Below are 20383 nucleotides of genomic sequence, written 5' to 3'. Positions count from 1 at the left end.
TTCCGGGCGTCTCGCATCTTCGTGTGCCCCCGTTGTGCCCCGCGCGCCTAGGATCGTTTCGTCCCGATCTCTTCGATACGAGCCCTGGATGAGAGCGCGAGGGCAGATCAATGGGTGCCAACCAGTGCCGTCAAGTCCAGCTCGGATGCTGCCCCGTGGGCCGCGTAGCTGTGTCAGCGAACCTGCTGACGAGTCCACTCCCGTCCGCCAGCGTCCAGCGTCGTTCGTCGACGTTGTCACGCAGTTATGCACGCAGACAAGGCACGCCGGCCCAGGCCAGGGATCATAAGTGGTAGATCTGCTTTCCGCGGACCAAGTTCCTATTGACTGAATTTCCTGTACAGATCGCGGTCGCGCCATGAATCAGAGAAGGCCTCCAGCATCGCTTCATAGAGTCGAAGATCACTGACATTCCTCCTGGGCTCCGAAATCCTACTCCTAATCGCTTCCTCAATCACCGGCCACCGCAACTCGTACATGACGAACGAAACCAATTCGACGACACCCTCCCTAATTGAGTCGATCAGGGTGGTGAGCTCGGTCTCAAATTGGGGCCTCAGGTCAGGATTTCGCTGCAGCACCGCGAGCGCACGCTCTAGATCTCGCTCAAGATCCTCAACTCCGCACGTAGCCTCAGCCGTATGCAAGACCTCTTGGATGATGAGCCGAAACTCGGAGACGGGATGAGCAACTGGGAGGTTCCCATCAGACACACTTTCCATCCGCACTGATTCCATTTCTATTTGAATGCGTCCGCGAGCGTCCAAAGTATAGATCGGGTTTGTCCTCAAGGTCGTCCTGTAGGCCGGGTTCTAATTCTGCAGGCTCCTCACCTGCATCGAATCGCCCTACGTGACTAGCAACCTGCGAGAACGCTTCCGTTCGTTGTCATCGCTTGCCAGCACTTTCCGACGCCGTGTGCCCCCAAGTGCCCCGGCCCGTTGGGCAAACCGCACGCTCGAAGTCAGAACGGCACTTCGACTCCGGCGTCACGCAAGTACGCAAGCGCGAAAGAGAGGCACTGCCCTGCGCTGACCCCATCAGTCCGAATGCCTTGGCTCAGTGGGCCGCCGCTAACGGCGAACGTCCATGGAGGCAGTCCCTCAGCCAATCTTTCCGCGTCAACCCTGATCATGGCGTTTATGCCTTGCTCAGCTAACCATTCCAGGATGAGCAGCGCGGCATCTTCGATGCCGCTGTTCTGATCGACCTTTGGCCATCGCCTCTTATGTGCCGTCACGACAGGACCCTACCGACAGGCCGAGCAAATGAGCAGCCCGTATCCTGATCTCTCGTCTGCCGTCGACCCATCGCGAAGCGACAGCGGGCCGGGGACGGAGGGTCAAGCCCTGCCTCGCGTGTACCTGCTCCCGGTGACCTTCCCCGCACGCTGGTTGCCCTACCGGCACGGCTGGGCTTGACCTGGAGGAGCCGGACTGCTGGGCTTGCCTGGGTCGATGGCAGGCGAGCGATCAGGACTTCCACCCCAGCCCGCTACGGCGCCAGCTCGCGGCTCCCTCTCGGAGTCGGAGGCCCCGGGGTTTGGGGCAGCGCCCCAAGGTCCTGTCCCCCTGCACCTTCCGCCTGCCTCCCCTCCCCGCCCCCTTCTTCCTCTCTCCCCTCGTCTGCCAGCGTCGCCCTCATGGTCTCCGGGTTCTTCGGCGTCGTGGTGCCGCTCATAGCCAACGACCCCGTTCACCACTTGGGGAGAGAGATCACTTCTCGCACATTGCCGCTTTGCCGCCATCGGTTGAACACCCGCGCCGCTTGTCGGCGCAGGGTGCGCGCCGCCTGCCGGCGGGACCGGCCGGAGAGCCGCAGCCCGCCGGCGGGGCGGGCGCGCGGCCCAGCGGGAGACACACTCGTGTCCGCGTGCCTTCCCCTTCGGGAGTGCGGGCCGTGATGGCTTCTGGCTGCGCTGTGCCTCCCACCGTCGTTCGACCCCCTCACGGTGTCACTGGAAGACAGCTCAGGAAACAGCCCGCTCCTCTGCCGATCCCTTCCCCGGCGGGTCCTCCTCTTGGTGGCCCGCCTTCTGTCTTGGATCGTCGAGCCTGCCGCTCCCTCGCGCATCCTCCCCGCGGTGCCTTCCCTCCCCTTCCACCGCTCCCCGCCGAAGGCGGCTTGAAGACGTAAGCGAATCCGTAACAGCGCCTACGCTGGCTCGGCGGTCTCGGCCAGTATCCAGTTCAGATATTTCTGATCTCCGCTGGTGATCGGCAGTGTGACCACGCATGGGACCTCGTATGGATGCTCCCGGTTGGTGCGCTCGATGATCTGCGGGACGAGATCACGCCGCGTGTGAAGCGCTACGCGGCCTTCTGGGCGGTCGTAGATCTCGCCCTGCCATCGGTAGATGGAACGGATCGGCGCGAAGTTGTGAGCGGCTGCGCATAGCCGGTCAGCGACGAGGCTTCGGGTGAACTCGACAAGCCAGTCGGGGTCCGGGGCCGTGATGATGACTTCGCAGACCTCATCCAACGCTCTGGCCATCGCGTTCCTTGAGCTCGGCAATGAGGTCTCGGGCCTCGTCTTCGGTCTTGGCCATGGATCCCCAGCCGGTCATGATCTGGCCGTCGTAGCTCAGGCCGACCCACCGACCGGCCATGTTGATGCCGTGGGTGTGCAGGACGAAGTACATCGTCCCCTTGGACCGTACGGAGCCGTCGTTGGCGGCGTACCAGCCCATCAGGATCTCGTTGTCCCACAGCCGCAGCTCACCACGCCACATGTATCCCCCGTCCTCGACGGAGATCCCACGGGTGATGGTCTCGAGCTGGATCAGTTCGCCTTGCTGGCGGAATCGCACTTCCTGGGAAGTGATGATCTCTTCGCCGTCCTTGAAGGTCTGCCAGGCCGCCCACCAGTCGCCGCTGAGGTTGACGCGGTGCTCGGGCATGCCGGCCAACTCGCCGACGGATATCTGTAGGGCGTTCGCGATCGCTACCGCGACGGACAGGAGCGGTTGCTGGTCTCCCGCCTCGTAGCGGCGGATCTGGCGTGTATCGACACCGGCAGCGCGGGCGAGGTCGGCCTGGGACATTCCCAGCTCGGTGCGCCGTCGGCGGATGACTTCGGACATCTCCACTGCTCCATTCTCCGAGGACTTATTAGTCCTTGACAACCGGACTCCTACGTCCTCATCATAGGACCTGTAAGTCCCCCATAGGACTAAGAGGGCAAGAGCGAGACATCACAACAGAAAAGGCCCCAGTGGGCTGCCACCCACTGAGGCCAGAGCATCGAGAGTTAGGACCCCTGCGATGCATGTTCAGGTTACGCCTGCGCTTGGTTCGGTGGAGACGGTACCGACCGAGGTAGCTCTCGGATCGATCCGAGAGGTGCCCTTCGGGGAACTGATCATCGCCCTGTACGCCTCCGACATGCCGGACGCCGGTCCGGCTCCCGAGGATCTTCCTGTCGGTCAGCTCGTCGGCTGGGCCGTGCAGGGCATCGCCCGGTTGGGTGAGGTCGAAGTCTGGCACCGCGACTACCGGATGCGCAGGAGACAGATCGACTCCTGCGAGGTGTTCGGCAACGCCACCCGCGAGCAGTACGCCGCCGATCTGGCCCTGCGCCTGGACGAGGCCATGGAGCAGATCGGCATCGACCGTGAGCCGCCCTTCGGCTGGGTCTGGGTGCTGCCGGACGGCGAGGACTTCGCGTGGCAGCAGTGGATGTCGCTGCGCGATGTGGAGTTCTGCTTCCGCCTGTGCGGCCACAGTCCGCAGGAGGCTCGGCGGCGGCTGGCGGAGGTCACCCAGTGACCATCACCGCCTCCCCGGCATCCGCGACCATCGCCCCCGCCCCCGGTGCCTCCGCTCGGCCAAGCGGGTGGGGGACACAACCGGCCCACCGCTGAGCGGCGCCGACAGATCCGCCGGTCCCTGGCCAAGCGCGACGGCGCGTGCTGCTTCTACTGCGGCACCGCCTTCGCCGACCTGGCGGAAGCGACCTTGGACCACCTGATCCCGCAGGTGCAGATCCCCGGCTGGAAGCTCGCCAACCTGGTGCTCGCCTGCTACCCGTGCAACCAGGCCAAAGCGGGGATGCTCCCGCAAGGCTTCCTGCGCCCGGTCGGCCGCTTCGCCCCGGGCCTGCGCCCCCGCCCGACCCTGCTCGATCGCCTGCGGGCCGCCTTGATGCGTCTGCCGCTGGCCGTCCGGCGTGCCGGGGGCCGTCGCTCGCTCGGTGCGGGGGTGAGCGCGTGAGCATGGCCGTTGATCCGGAGATCTCCCGGTACTTCTCCCTCGTCGGCGGGCTCAAGCGGCGCTATCGCGACCTGTCCCGCCTCGGCGGCTGCTCCCAGCCCATCCGCGTGCGCGGTGAGCTGTCCCGCGTCGATACCGACGGCGTGCAGCGAAAGATCTACAGCACCCGCCGCGAAATCGGCGGCGTCATGCTCGTCGCCTGCGGCAACCGGCGTGCCTCGCGCTGCCCGTCCTGTTCGGAGGTCTACCGGGCAGACACCTTCCACCTGATCCGCGCCGGTCTGCTCGGCGGAGACAAAGGCGTCCCGGAGACGGTGCGCGAGCATCCCCGCGCCCTGGTCACGCTCACCGCGCCATCGTTCGGGCCGGTCCACGCCCACCGCACCCGCGAGGACGGGACCGTTCTGCCGTGCCGTCCGCGCCGGTCTGCCGGCACCTGCCCGCACGGCAAACCGCTGTCCTGCACAGAGCTGCACGGGCCGGATGACGTGCTGGTCGGGCAACCGCTGTGCGCGGAGTGTTACGACTACGACGGCCACGCGCTGTGGAACGCCCACGCCCCGGACCTGTGGCGCCGCTTCACCATCTACCTGCGCCGCGAACTGGCCTACGCGGCGGGCATGACCGCCAAAGCCTTCAACGCACAGGTACGGGTCTCGTTCGCCAAGGTCGCCGAATACCAGGCGCGCGGCATCGTCCACTTCCACGCCGTGGTGCGCCTCGACGGCCGCAGCGAGGACAACACGCCGTTGCCGCCGCCGGACTGGGCGACGGTGGATCTCCTCGACCGTGCGGCCCGCACCGCTGCCGCCAGCGTCCACGTGGACTCCCCGCACTGCGAACAGGTCGGCGGGGTGCGTCGCCTGGTGTTCGGCTCCCAGGTCGACATCAAGCCCATCGTCGCCGGTGAGCTGACCGAGGACGCGCTGACCGAAGCTCAGGTCGCGGGCTACATCGCCAAGTACGCCACCAAGGGCGCGACCACCGAAGGCACCGTCGATCGCCGGATCAAGGACCTGTCGGAGCTGAACGCGGTCACGCTGACCGCTCATCAGCGGCGGCTGATCGAAACCTGCTGGCACCTGGGCGACCTGGAGGAGTTGAAGCCGCTGCGGCTGCGCGGCTGGGCGCACATGCTCGGCTTCCGGGGCCACTTCTCCACCAAGTCCGGCTCCTACTCCACCACCCTCGGCAAGCTGCGCGATGCGAGGCGTTCCTTTCGCGCCCGCCAAGCCCGCGAGCACGGACACGACGCCCTGACCGGCACGCCCGCCGATGACTCCACGCTCGTCGTCGGCTCCTGGCGCTACGCCGGACAGGGCTACACCCATCCGGCAGATCTGTACGTCGCCCAGCTCATCCGCGAGGAACGCGAAGAACGCCGCCGCTCCCGCTGGCCTGTTGCTGCTGAGGGAGCCGCCGCATGACTCGGAAGGAGGGAACGCTGACGGCGGAAGCTGATCGTCTCTGGAGCGTGGAGGAAGTCTCAAGGTTCCTCGGTGTGCCGGTGGCCACGGTTTACCAGTGGCGCTATCTGGGTGTGGGCCCAAAGGGGCACAAGGTCGGTCGGCATGTGCGCTACATCCCGGCTGACGTGTTGTCGTGGGTGCGTGAGCAGCCGTGACGGTCTACGACCGGTGGCACAAGTCTCGACCGAAGGCGGGCGAGAAAGCGTGCTCGGAGCACAAGCGCGTGCCCTCGACGGATCACGGGAGGGGCGAGCGTTGGCAGGTACGCTGGCGCGACGATCGCGGAGAACAGCGAAAGCGGAACTTTGACAAGCGTGCCGCCGCGGAAGCCTTCGATGCCAAGATCAAGCATGATCTCTCGCTGGGGACCTACGTGGACCCCAACGCGGGCAGGGTCACCTTTCGCGAGCGGGCCGAAGAGTGGTTGAAGTCCGCTCCGTTCGATGAAGCCGTACACGATCAGGTGGCCATGCGGCTCCGCAAGCACATCTACCCCGTGCTCGGTCACCACGAAGTGCGAGTCCTGGCTAACCGTCCCTCGCTGGTGCAAGCCTGGCTCCGAGGGCTGCAAGGCAAGCTCGCGCCTTCTTACGTCAAGGTCCTGCTTGCCCATGTCTCGGCTGTCTTCGCTGCCGCGCTAGACGATGGGTTGATCGCTAAGAATCCCTGCAAGGCATCTGTCGTTCGCCCGCCCGCACTCGTGAAGGAGAAGATCAAGCCCTGGAAGCTTGAATGGGTCGAGCGCATGCGGAAGGAGCTCGCGCCGCGCTACTCCGCCATGGTGGATGTCGGAGCGGGCCTCGGTCTTCGGCAAGGCGAGATTTTGGGGCTGAGCGTTGACGACATCGACTTCCTCCGTCGCGTCGTGCATGTACGTCGCCAAGTAAAGATCGCAAGAAACAAGCAGCTCTTCGCCCCTCCCAAGGGCGGCAAGACGCGAGACGTGCCGCTGCCGGACACGGTTGCCCTTCGCCTTTCCGTGCACCTGGCCGCGTTCCCGCCCGTCGAGGTGACTCTCCCCTGGGTTGAGCTGGCGGGCAAGCCGGTGAGCCACAGGCTCGTCTTCACGACGCCCAACGGGCGGGCCGTACATCGGGAGTACCTGAACGAACGCCAGTGGCGACCGGCTCTTGAGCGGGCCGGCATCGAGGTCCCGCCCAACGAAGATGGTCAACGGCGGTCGTACAGGGAGAACGGGATGCACGCCCTACGGCACTTCTACGCCTCGGTGCTGCTCGATGGCGGCGAGAGCATCAAGGCCCTGAGCGAGTACCTCGGTCACCATGATCCGGGCTTCACACTGCGGACCTACACCCACCTCATGCCATCGAGTGAAGACCGCACGCGGAAAGCCGTCGACAGTGCCCTGGGGGCACACGGCGCGTCCCCGAGTGCCCTGGATGTGCCCTCGGCGGACGACTGAGGGCCGTTGTCCCAGGTCAGCCGGTGCGGGTGCTGGGTATTTGCGGACTACCAGCACTTCTCCGTCAACGGCCGGTAGTCAGCCGCCTCGCCCCGCCCCTCCCGAGCCGCCTGTGGGCCGCGTTCGCCTTACCGCGCCCGCGTCTGAACGTGGTCCTGACACGCCCGCAGAGGCACGGACGGCTCGCGCCCCGTCGGGCGCGAGCCGTCCGTGCGTTCATCAGCTCTTCTTGAAGGACCAGACGCCGTCAGCCTTGATCGTGACGAGAATCGTCCCGCTGGGCAGTGGAACCTCACCGTGCCAACTGCCGATCTCGTTGACGATCAGTTCCCTGCTCGTCTCGGTCCAGGCCTCGACGATGAAGTTCGCGCTCCCCGAGTGCCGTGCGTTCACCGTCGTGAGGCCTACGCTCGGCGGGGCGACGATGGCCACCTCGTCACCACGACCCGTGAGCGAGCCACCGGACCACACGCGGGCCATCGACAACGGCTTCAGCACGATCGTCCACGCCCCGTCGGCCTGGATCTTCAGCGCGGCCGTGTCCTTGCCGTCGTCCTCGTTCAGCAGGACGCTCCCCTTGTAGTCACCGATCTCGTTGACGATCGCGCCCTGCTCGGCGCCGCCCGGGTCGAGCGGGGAGACGATGAAGTTCGAGCCTCCGCGGTGGGTCAGCGTGACCAGCCATACGGCCGTCCAGTCGCTCTTGCGCAGCTTGAGGACCTTCGCCCCGGCCCCGCTGTAGGTGCGCGGCTTGGGCTGCGAGCTGGGCGGCGAGGACGGTTCCTCGCTCGCGCCGGCCTTCTCGGCCGCCGTGGCGTCGGAGTCGGCCGCCGCGCTCGGCTTGTGCGCCTTCGCGGCGGTGCTCGTCGTGCTCGACCTGTCGGAGGCGAGAGACCCGACGGCGGCCATGCAGCCGAACAGCAGGACGAACGGGAGCCCGATCACCAGCAGCCAGAAGCCGGGCCCCTTGCCCTTCTTCCGATGCGGGGGCGGGGGCTGCCAGGCGGGTGGCCGCTGAGCAGGCCCGCCGAACGGAGGCTGGTGGGGGTGTCCGCCGTACGGGTGCTGGCCGGCGGGTGATCCGTACGGACCGTTCGGGGGGCTGGGCTGCTGATGCATGCCGTTACTCCAGAGGCTCGGGTTGCTCCGTGCGGTAGGGGACGTGCTCTCAACGGGCAGGGTTGGCGGCCGAGATTGGACCGTTGCAAAGCCTCATCGAGCACCGCCCGGGATCGCATGCAACGGGGGATATGTCGAGAACGAGTCGAGGGTGCCGCCCGCGTGACACCGCACCGGCACGACACCCTCAACGTGATGGCGGCCCGGCCGGCCCAGATGGGCGGCGCGTCGCCGTCTGTTCCGCCTGCCGTCCCGAACCGGCAGGCGGAAGCCTCAGCCACGGCTCCGCTGTCCCTTTCGGGAGCACCGCGAGCACATCCGCTCGATGTCAGCCGGGGTCGGCATGCGTCCCCGGATCAAGCGAGGCTCGGCCGGGCACCTCCGGGTCGGCATGATGCGTAGAGCCCCCGCCCACCGTCTGTCCGCGTACGGGATGGTGGGCGGGGCGCCCTGCCGGTGACCCCGGTTACGGCAGGCGGGGCCGGGTCGTGGCCAGCCGCAGAGCGCATGCCACCGCCGGCGACCGAGCCGAACGCGGGACTGCTCCAATGGCTACCGGTCCCGACGTGATCCGCCGACGACGAACGGCTGTCGGCCGACCCGATCTGCCAGCGGCCAACGGCCAACGGCCGGGCCGCTGCGGCGGCCCGGCCGTACCCTCGGGGGACGACGGGTCAGGACGTGACCGGCCTGCCGCCGAAGGTCACGATGAGGTGGCCGTCCGAGGCGAAGGACCAGCCGAGAGCGCCGGTGTAGGAGGAACACCGGGATCCGTTCGAGCCCGCCCAGAACTGGTTGGAGCTGTCCACGTTGCCGACGGTCTTGTCGTTGGACCCGCTGCCGCTGCGGCAGGAGGTGTTGCCGCGGAAGACCGAGGTGCCGGTGTCGAAGGAGAAGTTGCGCTCGGCGTTGTCGATGCCGGCGTTGTCCGAGATCGTCATCGTGCCGGGGTTGCTGTTGTAGGTGAACCCGTGGTGGCCGTTGCGATAGGCGATGTTGCGCCGGACCACGTGGTTGACGGCGATCTTGTCGCCGCCGAGCTTGTAGCCGTTGCGGTCGCCGTTGCCGGACTGGCCTCCGTTGCTGAGGGTGCCGTTGTTGTAGGCCAGGGAGTCTTCGATCGTGACCGGTCCGATGGCTCCGGTGTCCGTCTTGGTGTAGAGGTCCCAGCCGTCGTCGATGTTGTTGTGGGACACGTCGTAGCGGAAGACGTTGCCCGTGCCGGTGGTGAGCTTGGCGGCGAAGCCGTCGGCGTCCTCGCCGTCGGAGTCGGCGTTGTCATGCGACTCCGAGCTGAGGATGAGGTTGTTCGACGGCCACTGGTCGCGCGGGGTGTCGGAGGCGATCCGCCCGAGCTGCAGCCCGGTGTCGCGGTTGTAGCGGGTGATCGTGCGCTCGATGATGTTGTTGCTGCCGCCGATGTAGATCCCGTTGTCGCCGGCCCGCTCGACCACGATGCCGTACACGTGCCAGTACGAGCCGTTCAGCGTGAGCCCGCGGTTGGACGACGACTCGCTCTGCGCCGAGAAGTTCAGCACCGGAGTCTCGCCGGGGTAGGCGGACAGGGTCTTGCGGGCGTTCGAGGTGCCGTTGTTGCCCGGCGCGATGGTGATCGTCTGCGTGAAGTCGTAGCGCCCGCCGCGCAGGTAGATCGTGCCGCCGGGGGCGACGCGGGTGATCGCCGCGGTGAGGGTCGTCGGGTCCGACTGCGTCCCCGCCGCGCCGTCCCTGCCGTTCGGCGACACGTACAGCGCACCGCTCGACGGCGTGGGCGAGGGCGTGGGTGAAGGCGAAGGCGAGCGCGTGGGCGTTACGGAAGGTGAGGGTGAGGGCGTGGCGGTCGGCGAGGGTGATGAGGTGGTGATGGAGCCGGTGCAGGTGACGCCGTTGAGCGTGAACGACGCAGGCTTGGGGTTGGACCCCGACCAGCTGCCGTTGAAGCCGATGGACACCGACGCGCCGGTGGCGATGGCCGCGTTGTAGTCCACGTTCGTGGCCGTGACGTTCTGCCCGCTCTGACTGAAAGTGGCCGACCACCCGGTGTCCACCTTCTGACCACTCGCCGGGAACGCGAACCCCAGACTCCAGCCGTTGATCGCGCTGCCCAGGTTCTGGATCGTGATGGCGGCGGTGAACCCACCCGGCCAGTCGTTGGTCGTATAGGTCACGGCACACCCGGTGGCGGCCTGCGCCGCCGGGGCGACGGCCACACCGGCCAGGGCGACCACACCGGCCAGCGCACCGATCACCCCGGCACCCGTTCTGGTTCTGCTTGTCACAACCGAGCTCCTTGCAGGTCACGCAGGGCCCCTGACCGAGGAAAGACTCCCGACCCCACAAGGCTTTTCGTGCACCCGAACGACATCCACACCCGGACATCCACACCCAGGAACACCGCACAGCAACGTACGACCCCACCGATCACCGGTCAACGACACCCCACAGCGGCAACCGCGCACACCGGCCCCCACAAGCACAGAAACCACCGGAGACGGCACACCGGAACCCGGGAGCGGGTGAAACGTTCAGGCGAGAACGAGGAAAGCAAGGGCGGCGGCAGCCGCGGGTGGGCTCGAAGGGCCCGAGCGCAGGCACGGCGTTTCACCGGCTGCGCGCCGACGGAGACCTCGGCGCTCGACCCCAGGTCGACACGCTCACCGGGCTGCCGCCGCCACGCCTGCGCCGTCCCCTGCCGGGATCGATGGACCGGCAGGGGACGGCGACGGGCAACGGTCACCGCCACCCGCGCCGATGACGGCGCGAGACGGAGGAGAAAAGTGGGAGGACAACGCCCGCTCCTCCGGCCGCAGGAAGCGGGCGCCTCTCCAGATATGACATCTCCTGATTCTCCGGACAATGGGGGAATCACGAGTGAGGGCTCAAACGCTAACGGGCTAGGGACTCCAGGCCAGAAAGGATCGCTTACCGGTTAATAACGATCGGCCTACGACCCCGTCACGCACTGGCGATCAACAAGGCCCCATGGGTCAACTTCTCTGGAAACGGCCTGACGGGAGAGACATGTCCGGTTGGCACCACTCAGCTCCTCTTCCCCCTGTATGGCCGCCGGACCGGTTCGAGGTCCGCTCGATCCGGCCCGTCCCGGACGGCGAAGCGGCCGATCGCTATCACTTCCCGCAGACCGCCCACGAGGCCGCCACGCGCCTACGGGAAGTACGTTTCGCGACACAGATCCAGGTCGTCCGCATCATGGACGGAGTGACCCTCTTCGATCTGACCGCAGGGGTGGAGGTCCCTCTCGAACACTGGTGACCCTTAGAGCGCCTCGGCAGGCTGCGGCAAGATGGGTGCATGACGGCGAAGGACGGCGACGGCTGGGCCCTGTGCTCACTGGGACACCAGCACTGGGGGCTGTACGGCGCCGCCGGCCTGCTCACCGTGCACCACACGCTCGACGGCATGCCGTACGTGCTGATGCAGAAGCGTTCCTGGTGGAGCCATCACGGCGGGACGTGGGGCCTGCCGGGCGGCGCGCGTGACAGCCACGAGGACGCCATCGCCGGCGCGCTGCGAGAGGCCCGCGAGGAGGCGGCGCTCGACTCCGAGCTCGTCCGGGTGCGCGGGCTCTACGTCGACGACCACGGCGGCTGGTCGTTCCAGACGGTGATCGCGGAGGCCGAAGGGCTGCTCGACGCCTCGCCCGCCAACGGCGAGAGCGCGGACATGCGCTGGGTGGCGGCCGACGAGGTCCCGGCGAGGGAGCTGCACCCCGGCTTCGCCGAGTCGTGGCCGAGGATCAGGCCCGCGCTGAGCCCGGTGGTCGTCGTGCTCGACATGGCCAACATCATCGGCGCGCGGGCCGAGCACGGCTGGTGGAAGGACCGGGCGGGCGCCGCGAACCGCCTGCTCAACGAGCTGGTCCCGCTCTGCGAACAGGGCATCGGCGAGATGCCCGAAGGCGTGCCGGCCCTGACCCGGTGGTTCCCGCGCATGGTCGCGGTGCTCGAAGGGGCGGCGACCGGTGCCGCCGACTCCGGGCCGGTGACCGGGGACCTGACGGTCGTGGCGGCGGGAGGCAGTGGGGACGACGCGATCGTGGAGGCGGTGCGCGACATGCGGCCCTGGGAGACCACGCTCGTCGTCACCGCCGACCGCGGGCTGCGCGAGCGGGTGACGGCCCTCGGCGCCGTGGTCGCCGGTCCCCGCTGGCTGCTCAAGCAGCTCTGAGCTGAGACTTTTATACCATTCGTCCCATTTGGGCAGGATAAAGCATGTGATCCTGCTCTTCCGCCGACTGGCCGCCACCTGGACCGTGACCGTCCCGATCCTCGCCGTGGCAGTGCTCGCGCTGGCGTGGGGACGGACCATTCCTCTCGTCGTCGTGGTGATCGCGGCGCTGTTCCTCGCGGTCTCCGTGCTCGCGGCCGTGCACCACGCCGAGGTCATCGCCCATCGGGTGGGCGAGCCGTTCGGGTCGCTCGTGCTCGCCGTGGCGGTCACCGTGATCGAGGTGGCCCTGATCATCAGCCTCACCGCGTCCGGGGGCCCGGCCGCGTCGTCGCTCGCCCGCGACACCGTCTTCGCCGCCGTGATGCTCACCTGTAACGGGATCGTCGGCCTGTCGCTGCTGGTCGCGGCCCTGCGGCGGCGGGTGGCGGTGTTCAACGCGGAGGGGACGGGAGCCGCGCTGGCCACCGTCGCCACCCTGTCCACGTTGAGCCTCGTCCTGCCGACGTTCACCACGAGCAGCCCCGGCCCCGCCTTCGCCCCGGCCCAGCTCGCGTTCGCGGCGCTCGCCTCGATCGCGCTGTACGGCCTGTTCGTGCTCACCCAGACCGTGCGGCACCGCGACTACTTCCTGCCCGTGGAGACGGACGAGGATGGCGGAGATGCCGCCGAACACGCCAGCCCGCCGAGCACGCGGGCCACCGTGGCCAGTCTGGCGCTGCTGCTGAGCGCGCTGGTCGCCGTGGTCGGCCTGGCGAAGGTCGAGTCTCCCGCGATCGAGACGGCCGTGAGCGCGGCGGGCCTCCCGCAGTCGGCCGTGGGCGTCGTGATCGCGCTGCTGGTGCTGCTGCCGGAGACCCTCGCGGCCGTGCGCGCGGCCCGGCGGGCCCGGGTGCAGGTCAGTATGAACCTCGCCTTCGGCTCGGCCATGGCCAGCATCGGGCTCACCATTCCGACGATCGCCGTCGCGTCGTTGTGGATGAAGGGCCCGCTGCTGCTCGGGCTCGGCCCGACGCACATCGTGCTGCTCGGCATCACCGTCGTCGTGGCGACGCTGACCGTGATGCCCGGCCGGGCCCACCTGCTGCAGGCGTGCGTGCACCTCACGCTGTGCGCCGCCTTCCTGCTCCTCGCGGCGAGCCCGTGAGCCCGTACGCCCGTGAGCCCGTACGCCCGTGAGCCCGTGAACAGCGGAGGGCATGTCCTCGAAGGCCGATCGAGCAGGTCTACCGTACGGGCGTGGTGGTCAGCACCCGGAGCAGGATGTCCACCACGTGCTCGGTGCGTTTGCCCACGAAGGCGGGGGTCCACGCGCGGTACCCCATGCCGGCGAGCATGGTCGCGTCGTGCTCGAGAGGGAAGAAGCACAGCGCCACGATGCTGATCAGCAACTGGTCGGGCTCGACTCCCGGACCGGGCGGCGGCGACAGCGCCGCGAGGAACCCGCGCACGCTGCTTTCGTAGGCGGCCGAATGGCGCGGCTCGGTCGCCCGGCCGCTGCGGGTCATCTCGAGGGCGTCGCGCGCCATCAGCTGCACGAACGTGGGGCGCGCGAGCAGGAACCGCAGATAACCGCCGACCAGCACCTCCAGCCCGCGGCGGAGCCCGTCCTCCTCCTTCAGCACGGCCGTCGCCGCCCTGCCCAGCTCCTCCAGCGCGCGGTTGCGCTCCTCGAACAGCCGGTCGATGACCGCCGCGTACAGGGTCGCCTTGTCGCCGAAGAAGTAGCCGGGCAGCGTGCCCGAGACCCCGGCCGCCTTGCCGATCGCGGCCATGCTCGCCCCGTCGTAGCCCTCCCTGGCGAAGACCTGCTCGGCCGCGTCCAGGATCGCCTGCCGGGACCGGTCGGGATCACGACGCCGCACCTTGCCGTCCACGGCCGACCCATCGCGATTCTTGACGGTCACCCGGGCTCTCCTTTCACAGCGGACGGGGGTGCGCGGCCTCGATCACCCTAACGTGCAGAATTTCCGACACAGCCGGTAGGCTATGTATGCTGTTCCTGTTCGAGCAAACAGGAACGGACTCCGCTGCCGGACTCGCTCCGGTCAAAATCACTGATCAACCCAGATGATCACGACCTAACGAGCATGGCCGGCAGGCGTGACTACAACTATCAGACCGAACTGTTAGATCCTCGGAAGGGGACATGAGCGAGCGGCTCACCGGTTCCGGCCCCAGCGAGCGGGCACTGGGCGCACGCCTGACGCGGCTGGAGGACGCACGGCTCCTCGCCGGCGCGGGGAGGTTCCTCGCCGACGTCACCGTGCCGGGGATGACGCACGCGCACTTCCTCCGCTCGCCCCACGCGCACGCGAGGATCGTCTCCATCGACACCAGCGCGGCCCGGTCGCTGCCCGGGGTGCACGCGGTGCTCACCGCGGCCGAGCTTCCACACCGGCCGCTGGTCGACTCCGTCGCCGTACCCGGGCTGGTGAAGACCCCGCAACCGGCCCTCGCCTCCGACCGGGTGCGCTACGTGGGAGAGCCGGTGGCGATCGTGCTCGCCGGCAGCAGGGCGGTGGCCGAGGACGCGGCGGAGCTGATCCGGGTCGGCTACGCGCCGCTGCCGGCCGCCACCGACCCGCTCGCCGGACAGCACGGCCGGGCCGAGCCGCTCTTCGAGGACATTCCCGGCAACGTGATCTACGCGGGCAGCCGGACGTACGGGAACGTGGACGACGCCTTCGCGTCCGCCGCACACGTCGTCACCGGGCGGTTCACCACCGGCCGCTTCATCGCCGCGCCGATGGAGACCCGCGGCTGCCTGGCGGACTACGACGCGGCCGGCGACCGGCTGACCGTGCACTGCTCCACCCAGTCGCCCCACCTGCTGCGGCGGAAGCTGGCGCACTGCCTGGAGATGGGCGAGGGCCGGATCAGGGTGCTCGTCCCCGACGTCGGCGGCGGCTTCGGCCAGAAGATCCCGGCGGCCCCCGAGGAGATCGCCGTCGCGCTGGCCGCGCGGGCCACCGGCCTTCCGGTGCGGTGGGTGGAGGACCGGCAGGAGAACATCACCGCCGCCCCGCACGCCAAGGACCAGATCGTCGACATGGAGCTGGCGCTGTCGGCGGACGGCGCGTTCGAGGCGGTCCGCGCACGGATCGTCGGCGACTGCGGGGCCTACTCCTTCAACAGCGCGAGCGCGCTCATCGAGTGCTACCTGTCGGCCGGGCTGCTGCCCGGGCCGTACCGGATCCGCAACGTGGCCTGGGAAGTCACCGCGGTGCTGACCAACAAGTCCCCGATCTCCCCGTATCGGGGGGTCGGCTGGACGGCGAGCCACTCCGCGCGGGAGGTCCTGATCGACCGGGCCGCCCGGCTGCTCGGCCGCGACCCGCTCGACCTGCGCAGGCAGAACCTCGTCCGGGAGTTCCCCTACACCTCGGCCACCGGGATGGACTACGACAGCGGGAGCTACGTCGAGTCCCTCGACAAGGCGGCCGGCCTGATCGGCTACACCGGCCTGGAGGAGCGCCGCGCGGCCGCCCGCGAGCGCGGCCGCTACCTGGGCGTCGGCGTCAGCCCGTACGTCGAGCCCAGCGGCTGGGGCACCGCAGGGGCGCTGCAGTCGTCGTGGTCCTTCGCCTCGCACGACCACGTGCGGGTCACCATGGAGCCGTCCGGCGAGGTGACCGTGGCGGTCGGCACGCCGTCCCAGGGGCAGGGGCACGCCACGGTTCTGGCCCAGGTGGTGGCCGACGTGCTGGGCGTCGACCCGGCGACGGTGACCGTGCTGGCCGACGACACCGCCGCCGTCCCGATCAGCACGGCGGGCACGAGGGCCAGCCGGACCGCCACGGTCATCGGCGGGGCGCTCACCCTGGCCGCCCGCGACCTGCGGGACAAGCTCGCCCGCCTCGCCGCCGGCCTGCTCGAGTGCGACCCCCGCGACCTGGAGTTCGACCAGGGGCACGTCCGGGTCCGCGGCGTGCCGGCACGGAGCGTGCCGCTGGCCGAGCTGGCCGGCCGGGCGCACTTCGATCCCGCCGTGCGCGAGCACCTCCCCGAGCCCGACCTGGTCGCCAACCGCTTCTACGACCCCCCGGCCACCTACTCCAACGGCTGCGTGGCCGTGGTCGTCGAGGTCGATCCGCTGACCGGCGACGTGGCGGTGGTGGACGCCGCGGCCGTGGAGGACTGCGGCACGATGCTCAACCCCCTCATGGTCGAGGGCCAGGTCCTCGGCGCGTTCGTCCAGGGCGTCGGCGGCGCGCTGTACGAGCACGTCCCCTACACCGCCGACGGCGTGCCGCTGGCCACCTCGTTCTCCGACTACCTGCTGCCGACCGCCGCCGAGATCCCCCACGTACGGCTCGGGCACTGTTGCTCGCCGTCTCCGCTCACCGTCAACGGCAGCAAGGGAATGGGCGAATCCGGAGTGATCGCGACGCCGGCCGCCGTGGCCTGCGCCGTCGCCGACGCGCTCGCCCCCTTCGGCGTCGAGGTGGACCGCACCCCGCTGACGCCCGCCTACGTGTCCGGTCTGCTGCCCGGCCCCTTCTGATCCCCGACAAGGAGACAACGTTGTTCACGATCGAGCCCATGGTCGTCGCGTACGGACCGCACAGGGAGAAGAGCCGCTTCACCTACATGCACAACGCGGGCGTGGCCATCGACATCCCGTACGTGTCCTGGCTGGTGCGCGGCAAGGACCTCAACGTGCTGATCGACGTGGGCTGCAGCGCCCGGGACTACGCCGAGCACATCCGGCCCAAGGACCGCCAGCTCGTGCACGTCGGCCAGGTCTTCGCCGACGTGGTCGACGTCAAGCCGATCACCGAGCACCTGCGCGACCGCGGCCTGGCCCCGCGCGACATCGACTTCGTCGTCCTGTCCCATCTGGACTGGGACCACTGCATGACGATGGACCCGTTCACGGAGAGCACCGTCTACGTGCAGCGCAGGGAGTGGGAGACCACCCCGTCGCACGAGATGTTCGCCACCTCGTTCGCCCCCAAGGAGCACTACGACAAGATCGCCGAGGGGAACCTGGAGCTCCTCGACGGCACGCACAAGATCGCCGAAGGGCTCGAGCTCATCCTGTCCCCCGGGCACACCTTCGGCGGCCAGTCCGCGATCGTCAAGACGAGCGAGGGCACCTTCGTCATCGCCGGCATGTGCGTGCTGAAGGAGAACTTCTACCCCACCGAAGAGCAGCAGGAGCACTTCAAGGTCATCCCGCCGGGCGGCCACACCGACCTGTTCGAGTCGTACGAGACGATGCTCAAGCTCAAGGAGATCGGCGGCGACAACGTGCTGCCGCTGCACATGTCCGAGGCCTGGGACATCACCCGCATCGGGTCCCCGATCGGAGCCTGACCCCCGATGAGACCCGCCGCCTTCGACTACGTGCGCCCGCGTTCGCTGGAGGAGACGCTCGCCCACCTCGCCGGGAATCGGCACGCCCGGGTGCTCGCCGGCGGGCAGAGCCTCGTGCCGCTGCTCAACCGGCGGGCGGCGCGCCCCGGGACGCTGGTCGACATCAACGCCGTCGCCGGCCTGGACGTCCTGCGGTGGGACGACGACGCGCTCCACATCGGCGCCACCGTACGGCAGCGCCGCGTGGAGCTGGACGCGGACGTGCGCGCCCGGATTCCGATCCTCTCCGAGGCGACGGCGTTGATCGGCAGGATCGCCATCCGCAACCGGGGCACGATCGTCGGCAGCCTGACGCACGCCGACCCGTCCGCGGAGCTGCCCGCGGTGGCCGTGGCCTGCCGGGCCGAGGTGAGCATCGCGTCCGCGGCCGGGCTCAGGACGTGTCCCGCCGGCGAGTTCTTCCTCGGGGCGAACCACACGTCGCTGGCCCTGGGCGAGATGGCGATCGGCGTGCGGTTCCCGCTCCCGCCACCGCGCACCGGCCAGGCGTGGGTGGAGTACAGCCGCAGGCACGCGGACCTGCCGCTGGTGGGTGTCGCCTGCGAGCTGACGCTGACCGCCGGCGGCGTGATCGCGGACGCCGCCCTCGTCTGCGCCGGGGTCGGGCCGCGTCCGTGGCGCGTGCCCGCGGCGGCCTCGCTGATCGGCGCCGCTCCGGAGGCGTCTGCGGAGGCGTCCGCGGCGTCTCCCGAGGCGTTCCGGGCGGTGGCGAGGGCCGCCGCGGTCCAGTGCGAGCCGTACGGCGACGCCCGCACCGACGCCGCGCACCGGCGGCGGCTGGTGTACGCGCTGACGCTGCGGAGCCTGGAGACGGCCTGGTCCCGGGCGGGTGAGCAGCGGTGACCACCGGTCCCGGGGAGCGTGACGAGCGGATTCTCGTCCGGCTGCGCGTCAACGGCGTGGAGCACGCCGTACGGGCCGAGCCGCGCGAGAGCCTCGCCGAGCTGCTGCGCGAGAAGCTGCGGCTCACCGGCACGCATGTCGGATGCGAGCAGGGGGTGTGCGGCGCGTGCACGGTCCTGCTCGACGGCGCGTCGGTGCGGTCCTGCCTGCTGCTGGCCGTCCAGGCGGATGGGCACGAGGTCACCACCGTGGAGGGCCTCGCCTCCGGCGCTTCGGCCTCCCATCCGCTGCGGCGCGCCTTCACCGACAACCACGCCCTGCAGTGCGGGTTCTGCACCCCCGGGGTGCTGATGACGGCGTACGAGCTGCTCAGCACCCGGCGGGGGCTGTCCGAGCGCGACATCCGCGTCGCGCTGTCCGGCAACCTCTGCCGGTGCACCGGCTACCAGGGCATCATCGCCGCCGTACGGCAGGCGGACGAGCAGTGGGAACGCGACGTTCCCGATCAACAGCACACCGATCGGCAGCACTAGGAGAAACATGAAGACAAGGCATGGGCTCGCCGCCGCACTCTCCACCGCGGTCCTGGTGGCCGGCTGCTCGGCCGGCGCGGACTCCGGCGGCGGCGAAGCAAAGACGATCAAGGTCGGCACGCTGTTCTCGGTGACGGGCCCGGCGGCGAACGTCGGCGACAAGATGCGCAAGGGCATCGAGCTCGCCATCGACCAGATCAACCAGCGGGGCGGCATCGACGGCAAGAAGATCGAGTGGAAGTTCTACGACCCGGCCGGCGACACGGCGACGGCGGTGTCGCAGACCCGCAAGCTGCTGACCAGTGACAAGGTCGACGTCGTGGTCGGCGGCGGCAGCGCCAGCGGCATCGCGCTGGCCATGGCGCAGCTCACCGAACCGGCGAAGAAGCTGTTCGTCGCCACCGAGGGCGCCCGCAACATCGTGCAGCCGGAAAGCGCGCACGCGCTGACGTTCAAGGCGACCTTCAACGACACCGTCGTCATCCAGAAGATCATCGAGTTCTGGAGGGCCAAGGGCGTCTCGCGGGTCGCGATGCTGCCCGACACCACGGGCTTCGGGCAGTCGGCGCTGGAGGTGGCCAAGCAGGAGGTCCCCGCGGCCGGCATCAAGATGGACGTCGCGTCCTTCGACACGGGCACCAACGACTTCACCCCCACGCTCGGCAAGCTCGCGGCCGGCAAGCCCCAGGCCTACCTCGCCTGGACCACCGACAGCTCGGGCGTCGCCTTCATCAAGAACGCGCGGGCGCTGGTGCGCGACGACTCGGTGCTGATCCAGCACGGCCACGGCTTCGTGGACGACAGGTACATGCGGCAGGCGGGGGAGGCGAGCGTCGGCACCGTGCTGGCCTCCCCCAAGCTCCCCGTCTACGACCTGCTGCCCGACTCCGACCCGCAGAAGAAGACGATCGGCGACTTCGTCACGGCCTACCAGGCGAAGTACCAGGAGCAGCCCAACGTCTACGCGGGCCAGGCGTACGACGCCATGATGATCACCGCCGAGGCCATCGAGAAGGCGGGCACCACCGACGGCCCGGCGCTGGCCAAGGCGCTGGAGAACCTGGGCGAGTACGTCGGCCTCACCGGCGTGTTCCGGTACAGCGCCCAGGACCACAGCGGCCTCGCCTCCGACGGCGTGACGATGATCAAGTGGGACGGCACGCGCTTCGTGCCCGCCGGGAGCTAGGTCGTGTCCGGCGTGGTTCGCCCGAGCGG

Annotated in this window: 18 protein-coding genes; 12 read left to right on the top strand and 6 right to left on the bottom strand. The window is 69.1% G+C overall.

The window, feature by feature from the left end; all coding sequences use genetic code 11:
- Nucleotides 1-320: 320 nt before the first annotated feature.
- From OHB01_RS11585 to OHB01_RS11575, 3 genes are all read right to left on the bottom strand, one after another.
- On the bottom strand, nucleotides 321-713 hold the full coding sequence (locus tag OHB01_RS11585; RefSeq protein ID WP_221889977.1) for a hypothetical protein: 393 nt from the start codon (nucleotides 711-713) through the stop codon (nucleotides 321-323).
- 1441 nt (nucleotides 714-2154) lie between these two features.
- Nucleotides 2155-2493, bottom strand: coding sequence for a divalent-cation tolerance protein CutA (gene cutA, locus OHB01_RS11580; RefSeq protein WP_142650236.1), 339 nt, complete (start codon nucleotides 2491-2493; stop codon nucleotides 2155-2157).
- On the bottom strand, nucleotides 2474-3082 hold the full coding sequence (locus tag OHB01_RS11575; protein WP_142650235.1) for a helix-turn-helix transcriptional regulator: 609 nt from the start codon (nucleotides 3080-3082) through the stop codon (nucleotides 2474-2476). Before OHB01_RS11575 ends, cutA begins: the two co-directional genes overlap by 20 nt.
- Nucleotides 3083-3296: 214 nt before the next feature.
- Between OHB01_RS11575 and OHB01_RS11570 the strand changes: the two genes are divergently transcribed.
- Genes OHB01_RS11570 through OHB01_RS11550 form a run of 5 tightly spaced genes read left to right on the top strand, consistent with a single transcriptional unit; the run spans nucleotide 3297 to nucleotide 7103 of the window.
- Nucleotides 3297-3767 (top strand): hypothetical protein, encoded by a 471-nt coding sequence (locus tag OHB01_RS11570; protein ID WP_142650234.1) that lies wholly within the window; start codon nucleotides 3297-3299, stop codon nucleotides 3765-3767.
- A 45-nt stretch (nucleotides 3768-3812) separates the two neighbouring features.
- Nucleotides 3813-4211, top strand: a complete 399-nt coding sequence (locus OHB01_RS11565; RefSeq protein ID WP_142650233.1) for an HNH endonuclease — start codon at nucleotides 3813-3815, stop codon at nucleotides 4209-4211.
- A 2-nt stretch (nucleotides 4212-4213) separates the two neighbouring features.
- On the top strand, nucleotides 4214-5638 hold the full coding sequence (locus OHB01_RS11560) for a replication initiator (RefSeq protein WP_312845774.1): 1425 nt from the start codon (nucleotides 4214-4216) through the stop codon (nucleotides 5636-5638).
- Nucleotides 5635-5835, top strand: a complete 201-nt coding sequence (locus tag OHB01_RS11555; RefSeq protein WP_142650231.1) for a helix-turn-helix transcriptional regulator — start codon at nucleotides 5635-5637, stop codon at nucleotides 5833-5835. Before OHB01_RS11560 ends, OHB01_RS11555 begins: the two co-directional genes overlap by 4 nt.
- Nucleotides 5832-7103 carry a tyrosine-type recombinase/integrase gene (locus OHB01_RS11550; RefSeq protein WP_142650230.1) on the top strand — a complete coding sequence of 424 codons (1272 nt, stop codon included), beginning with the start codon at nucleotides 5832-5834 and terminating at the stop codon, nucleotides 7101-7103. Before OHB01_RS11555 ends, OHB01_RS11550 begins: the two co-directional genes overlap by 4 nt.
- Nucleotides 7104-7322: 219 nt before the next feature.
- Here OHB01_RS11550 and OHB01_RS11545 read toward each other — a convergent pair whose 3' ends face one another.
- Both OHB01_RS11545 and OHB01_RS11540 read right to left on the bottom strand, forming a co-directional pair.
- A complete protein-coding gene (locus OHB01_RS11545; protein ID WP_328708647.1) occupies nucleotides 7323-8222 on the bottom strand; it encodes a hypothetical protein in 900 nt (299 codons plus the stop codon).
- A gap of 674 nt (nucleotides 8223-8896) precedes the next feature.
- A complete protein-coding gene (locus OHB01_RS11540; RefSeq protein ID WP_328855329.1) occupies nucleotides 8897-10501 on the bottom strand; it encodes a cellulose-binding domain-containing protein in 1605 nt (534 codons plus the stop codon).
- Nucleotides 10502-11534: 1033 nt separating this feature from the next.
- Between OHB01_RS11540 and OHB01_RS11535 the strand changes: the two genes are divergently transcribed.
- Entirely contained in the window at nucleotides 11535-12410 is an 876-nt protein-coding gene (locus OHB01_RS11535) for an NUDIX hydrolase (protein ID WP_142650226.1), read from the top strand.
- A gap of 46 nt (nucleotides 12411-12456) precedes the next feature.
- Nucleotides 12457-13557 (top strand): hypothetical protein, encoded by a 1101-nt coding sequence (locus OHB01_RS11530; protein ID WP_328855328.1) that lies wholly within the window; start codon nucleotides 12457-12459, stop codon nucleotides 13555-13557.
- A 79-nt stretch (nucleotides 13558-13636) separates the two neighbouring features.
- Here OHB01_RS11530 and OHB01_RS11525 read toward each other — a convergent pair whose 3' ends face one another.
- Nucleotides 13637-14317, bottom strand: a complete 681-nt coding sequence (locus tag OHB01_RS11525; RefSeq protein WP_142650224.1) for a TetR/AcrR family transcriptional regulator — start codon at nucleotides 14315-14317, stop codon at nucleotides 13637-13639.
- 242 nt (nucleotides 14318-14559) lie between these two features.
- Between OHB01_RS11525 and OHB01_RS11520 the strand changes: the two genes are divergently transcribed.
- Genes OHB01_RS11520 through OHB01_RS11500 form a run of 5 tightly spaced genes read left to right on the top strand, consistent with a single transcriptional unit; the run spans nucleotide 14560 to nucleotide 20354 of the window.
- Nucleotides 14560-16917 carry a xanthine dehydrogenase family protein molybdopterin-binding subunit gene (locus tag OHB01_RS11520; RefSeq protein ID WP_328708649.1) on the top strand — a complete coding sequence of 786 codons (2358 nt, stop codon included), beginning with the start codon at nucleotides 14560-14562 and terminating at the stop codon, nucleotides 16915-16917.
- A 20-nt stretch (nucleotides 16918-16937) separates the two neighbouring features.
- The gene (locus OHB01_RS11515; RefSeq protein WP_142650222.1) at nucleotides 16938-17732 is read left to right on the top strand and encodes an N-acyl homoserine lactonase family protein; all 795 of its coding nucleotides are present in this window, start codon (nucleotides 16938-16940) and stop codon (nucleotides 17730-17732) included.
- 6 nt (nucleotides 17733-17738) lie between these two features.
- Nucleotides 17739-18635 carry an FAD binding domain-containing protein gene (locus OHB01_RS11510; protein ID WP_142650221.1) on the top strand — a complete coding sequence of 299 codons (897 nt, stop codon included), beginning with the start codon at nucleotides 17739-17741 and terminating at the stop codon, nucleotides 18633-18635.
- A complete protein-coding gene (locus OHB01_RS11505) occupies nucleotides 18632-19168 on the top strand; it encodes a (2Fe-2S)-binding protein (protein WP_147945056.1) in 537 nt (178 codons plus the stop codon). The genes OHB01_RS11510 and OHB01_RS11505 overlap by 4 nt, the downstream gene beginning before the upstream one ends.
- 7 nt (nucleotides 19169-19175) lie before the next feature.
- A complete protein-coding gene (locus tag OHB01_RS11500; RefSeq protein ID WP_142650219.1) occupies nucleotides 19176-20354 on the top strand; it encodes an ABC transporter substrate-binding protein in 1179 nt (392 codons plus the stop codon).
- The last annotated feature ends 29 nt before the right edge of the window (nucleotides 20355-20383 follow it).

It is taken from the genome of Microbispora hainanensis, from assembly GCF_036186745.1.
Classification (GTDB): domain Bacteria; phylum Actinomycetota; class Actinomycetes; order Streptosporangiales; family Streptosporangiaceae; genus Microbispora.
Note: the sequence above shows the minus strand (reverse complement) of the source record. Positions and strands in the feature narration are given on the sequence as shown.

Coding starts and splice junctions, on each gene's coding strand:
- OHB01_RS11510 (WP_142650221.1), top strand. CDS start 17,739: ATGAGACCCGCCGCCTTCGACTACGTGCGCCCGCGTTCGCTGGAGGAG.
- cutA (WP_142650236.1), bottom strand. CDS start 2,493: ATGGCCAGAGCGTTGGATGAGGTCTGCGAAGTCATCATCACGGCCCCG.
- OHB01_RS11555 (WP_142650231.1), top strand. CDS start 5,635: ATGACTCGGAAGGAGGGAACGCTGACGGCGGAAGCTGATCGTCTCTGG.
- OHB01_RS11520 (WP_328708649.1), top strand. CDS start 14,560: ATGAGCGAGCGGCTCACCGGTTCCGGCCCCAGCGAGCGGGCACTGGGC.
- OHB01_RS11575 (WP_142650235.1), bottom strand. CDS start 3,082: ATGTCCGAAGTCATCCGCCGACGGCGCACCGAGCTGGGAATGTCCCAG.
- OHB01_RS11560 (WP_312845774.1), top strand. CDS start 4,214: ATGGCCGTTGATCCGGAGATCTCCCGGTACTTCTCCCTCGTCGGCGGG.
- OHB01_RS11535 (WP_142650226.1), top strand. CDS start 11,535: ATGACGGCGAAGGACGGCGACGGCTGGGCCCTGTGCTCACTGGGACAC.
- OHB01_RS11500 (WP_142650219.1), top strand. CDS start 19,176: ATGAAGACAAGGCATGGGCTCGCCGCCGCACTCTCCACCGCGGTCCTG.
- OHB01_RS11545 (WP_328708647.1), bottom strand. CDS start 8,222: ATGCATCAGCAGCCCAGCCCCCCGAACGGTCCGTACGGATCACCCGCC.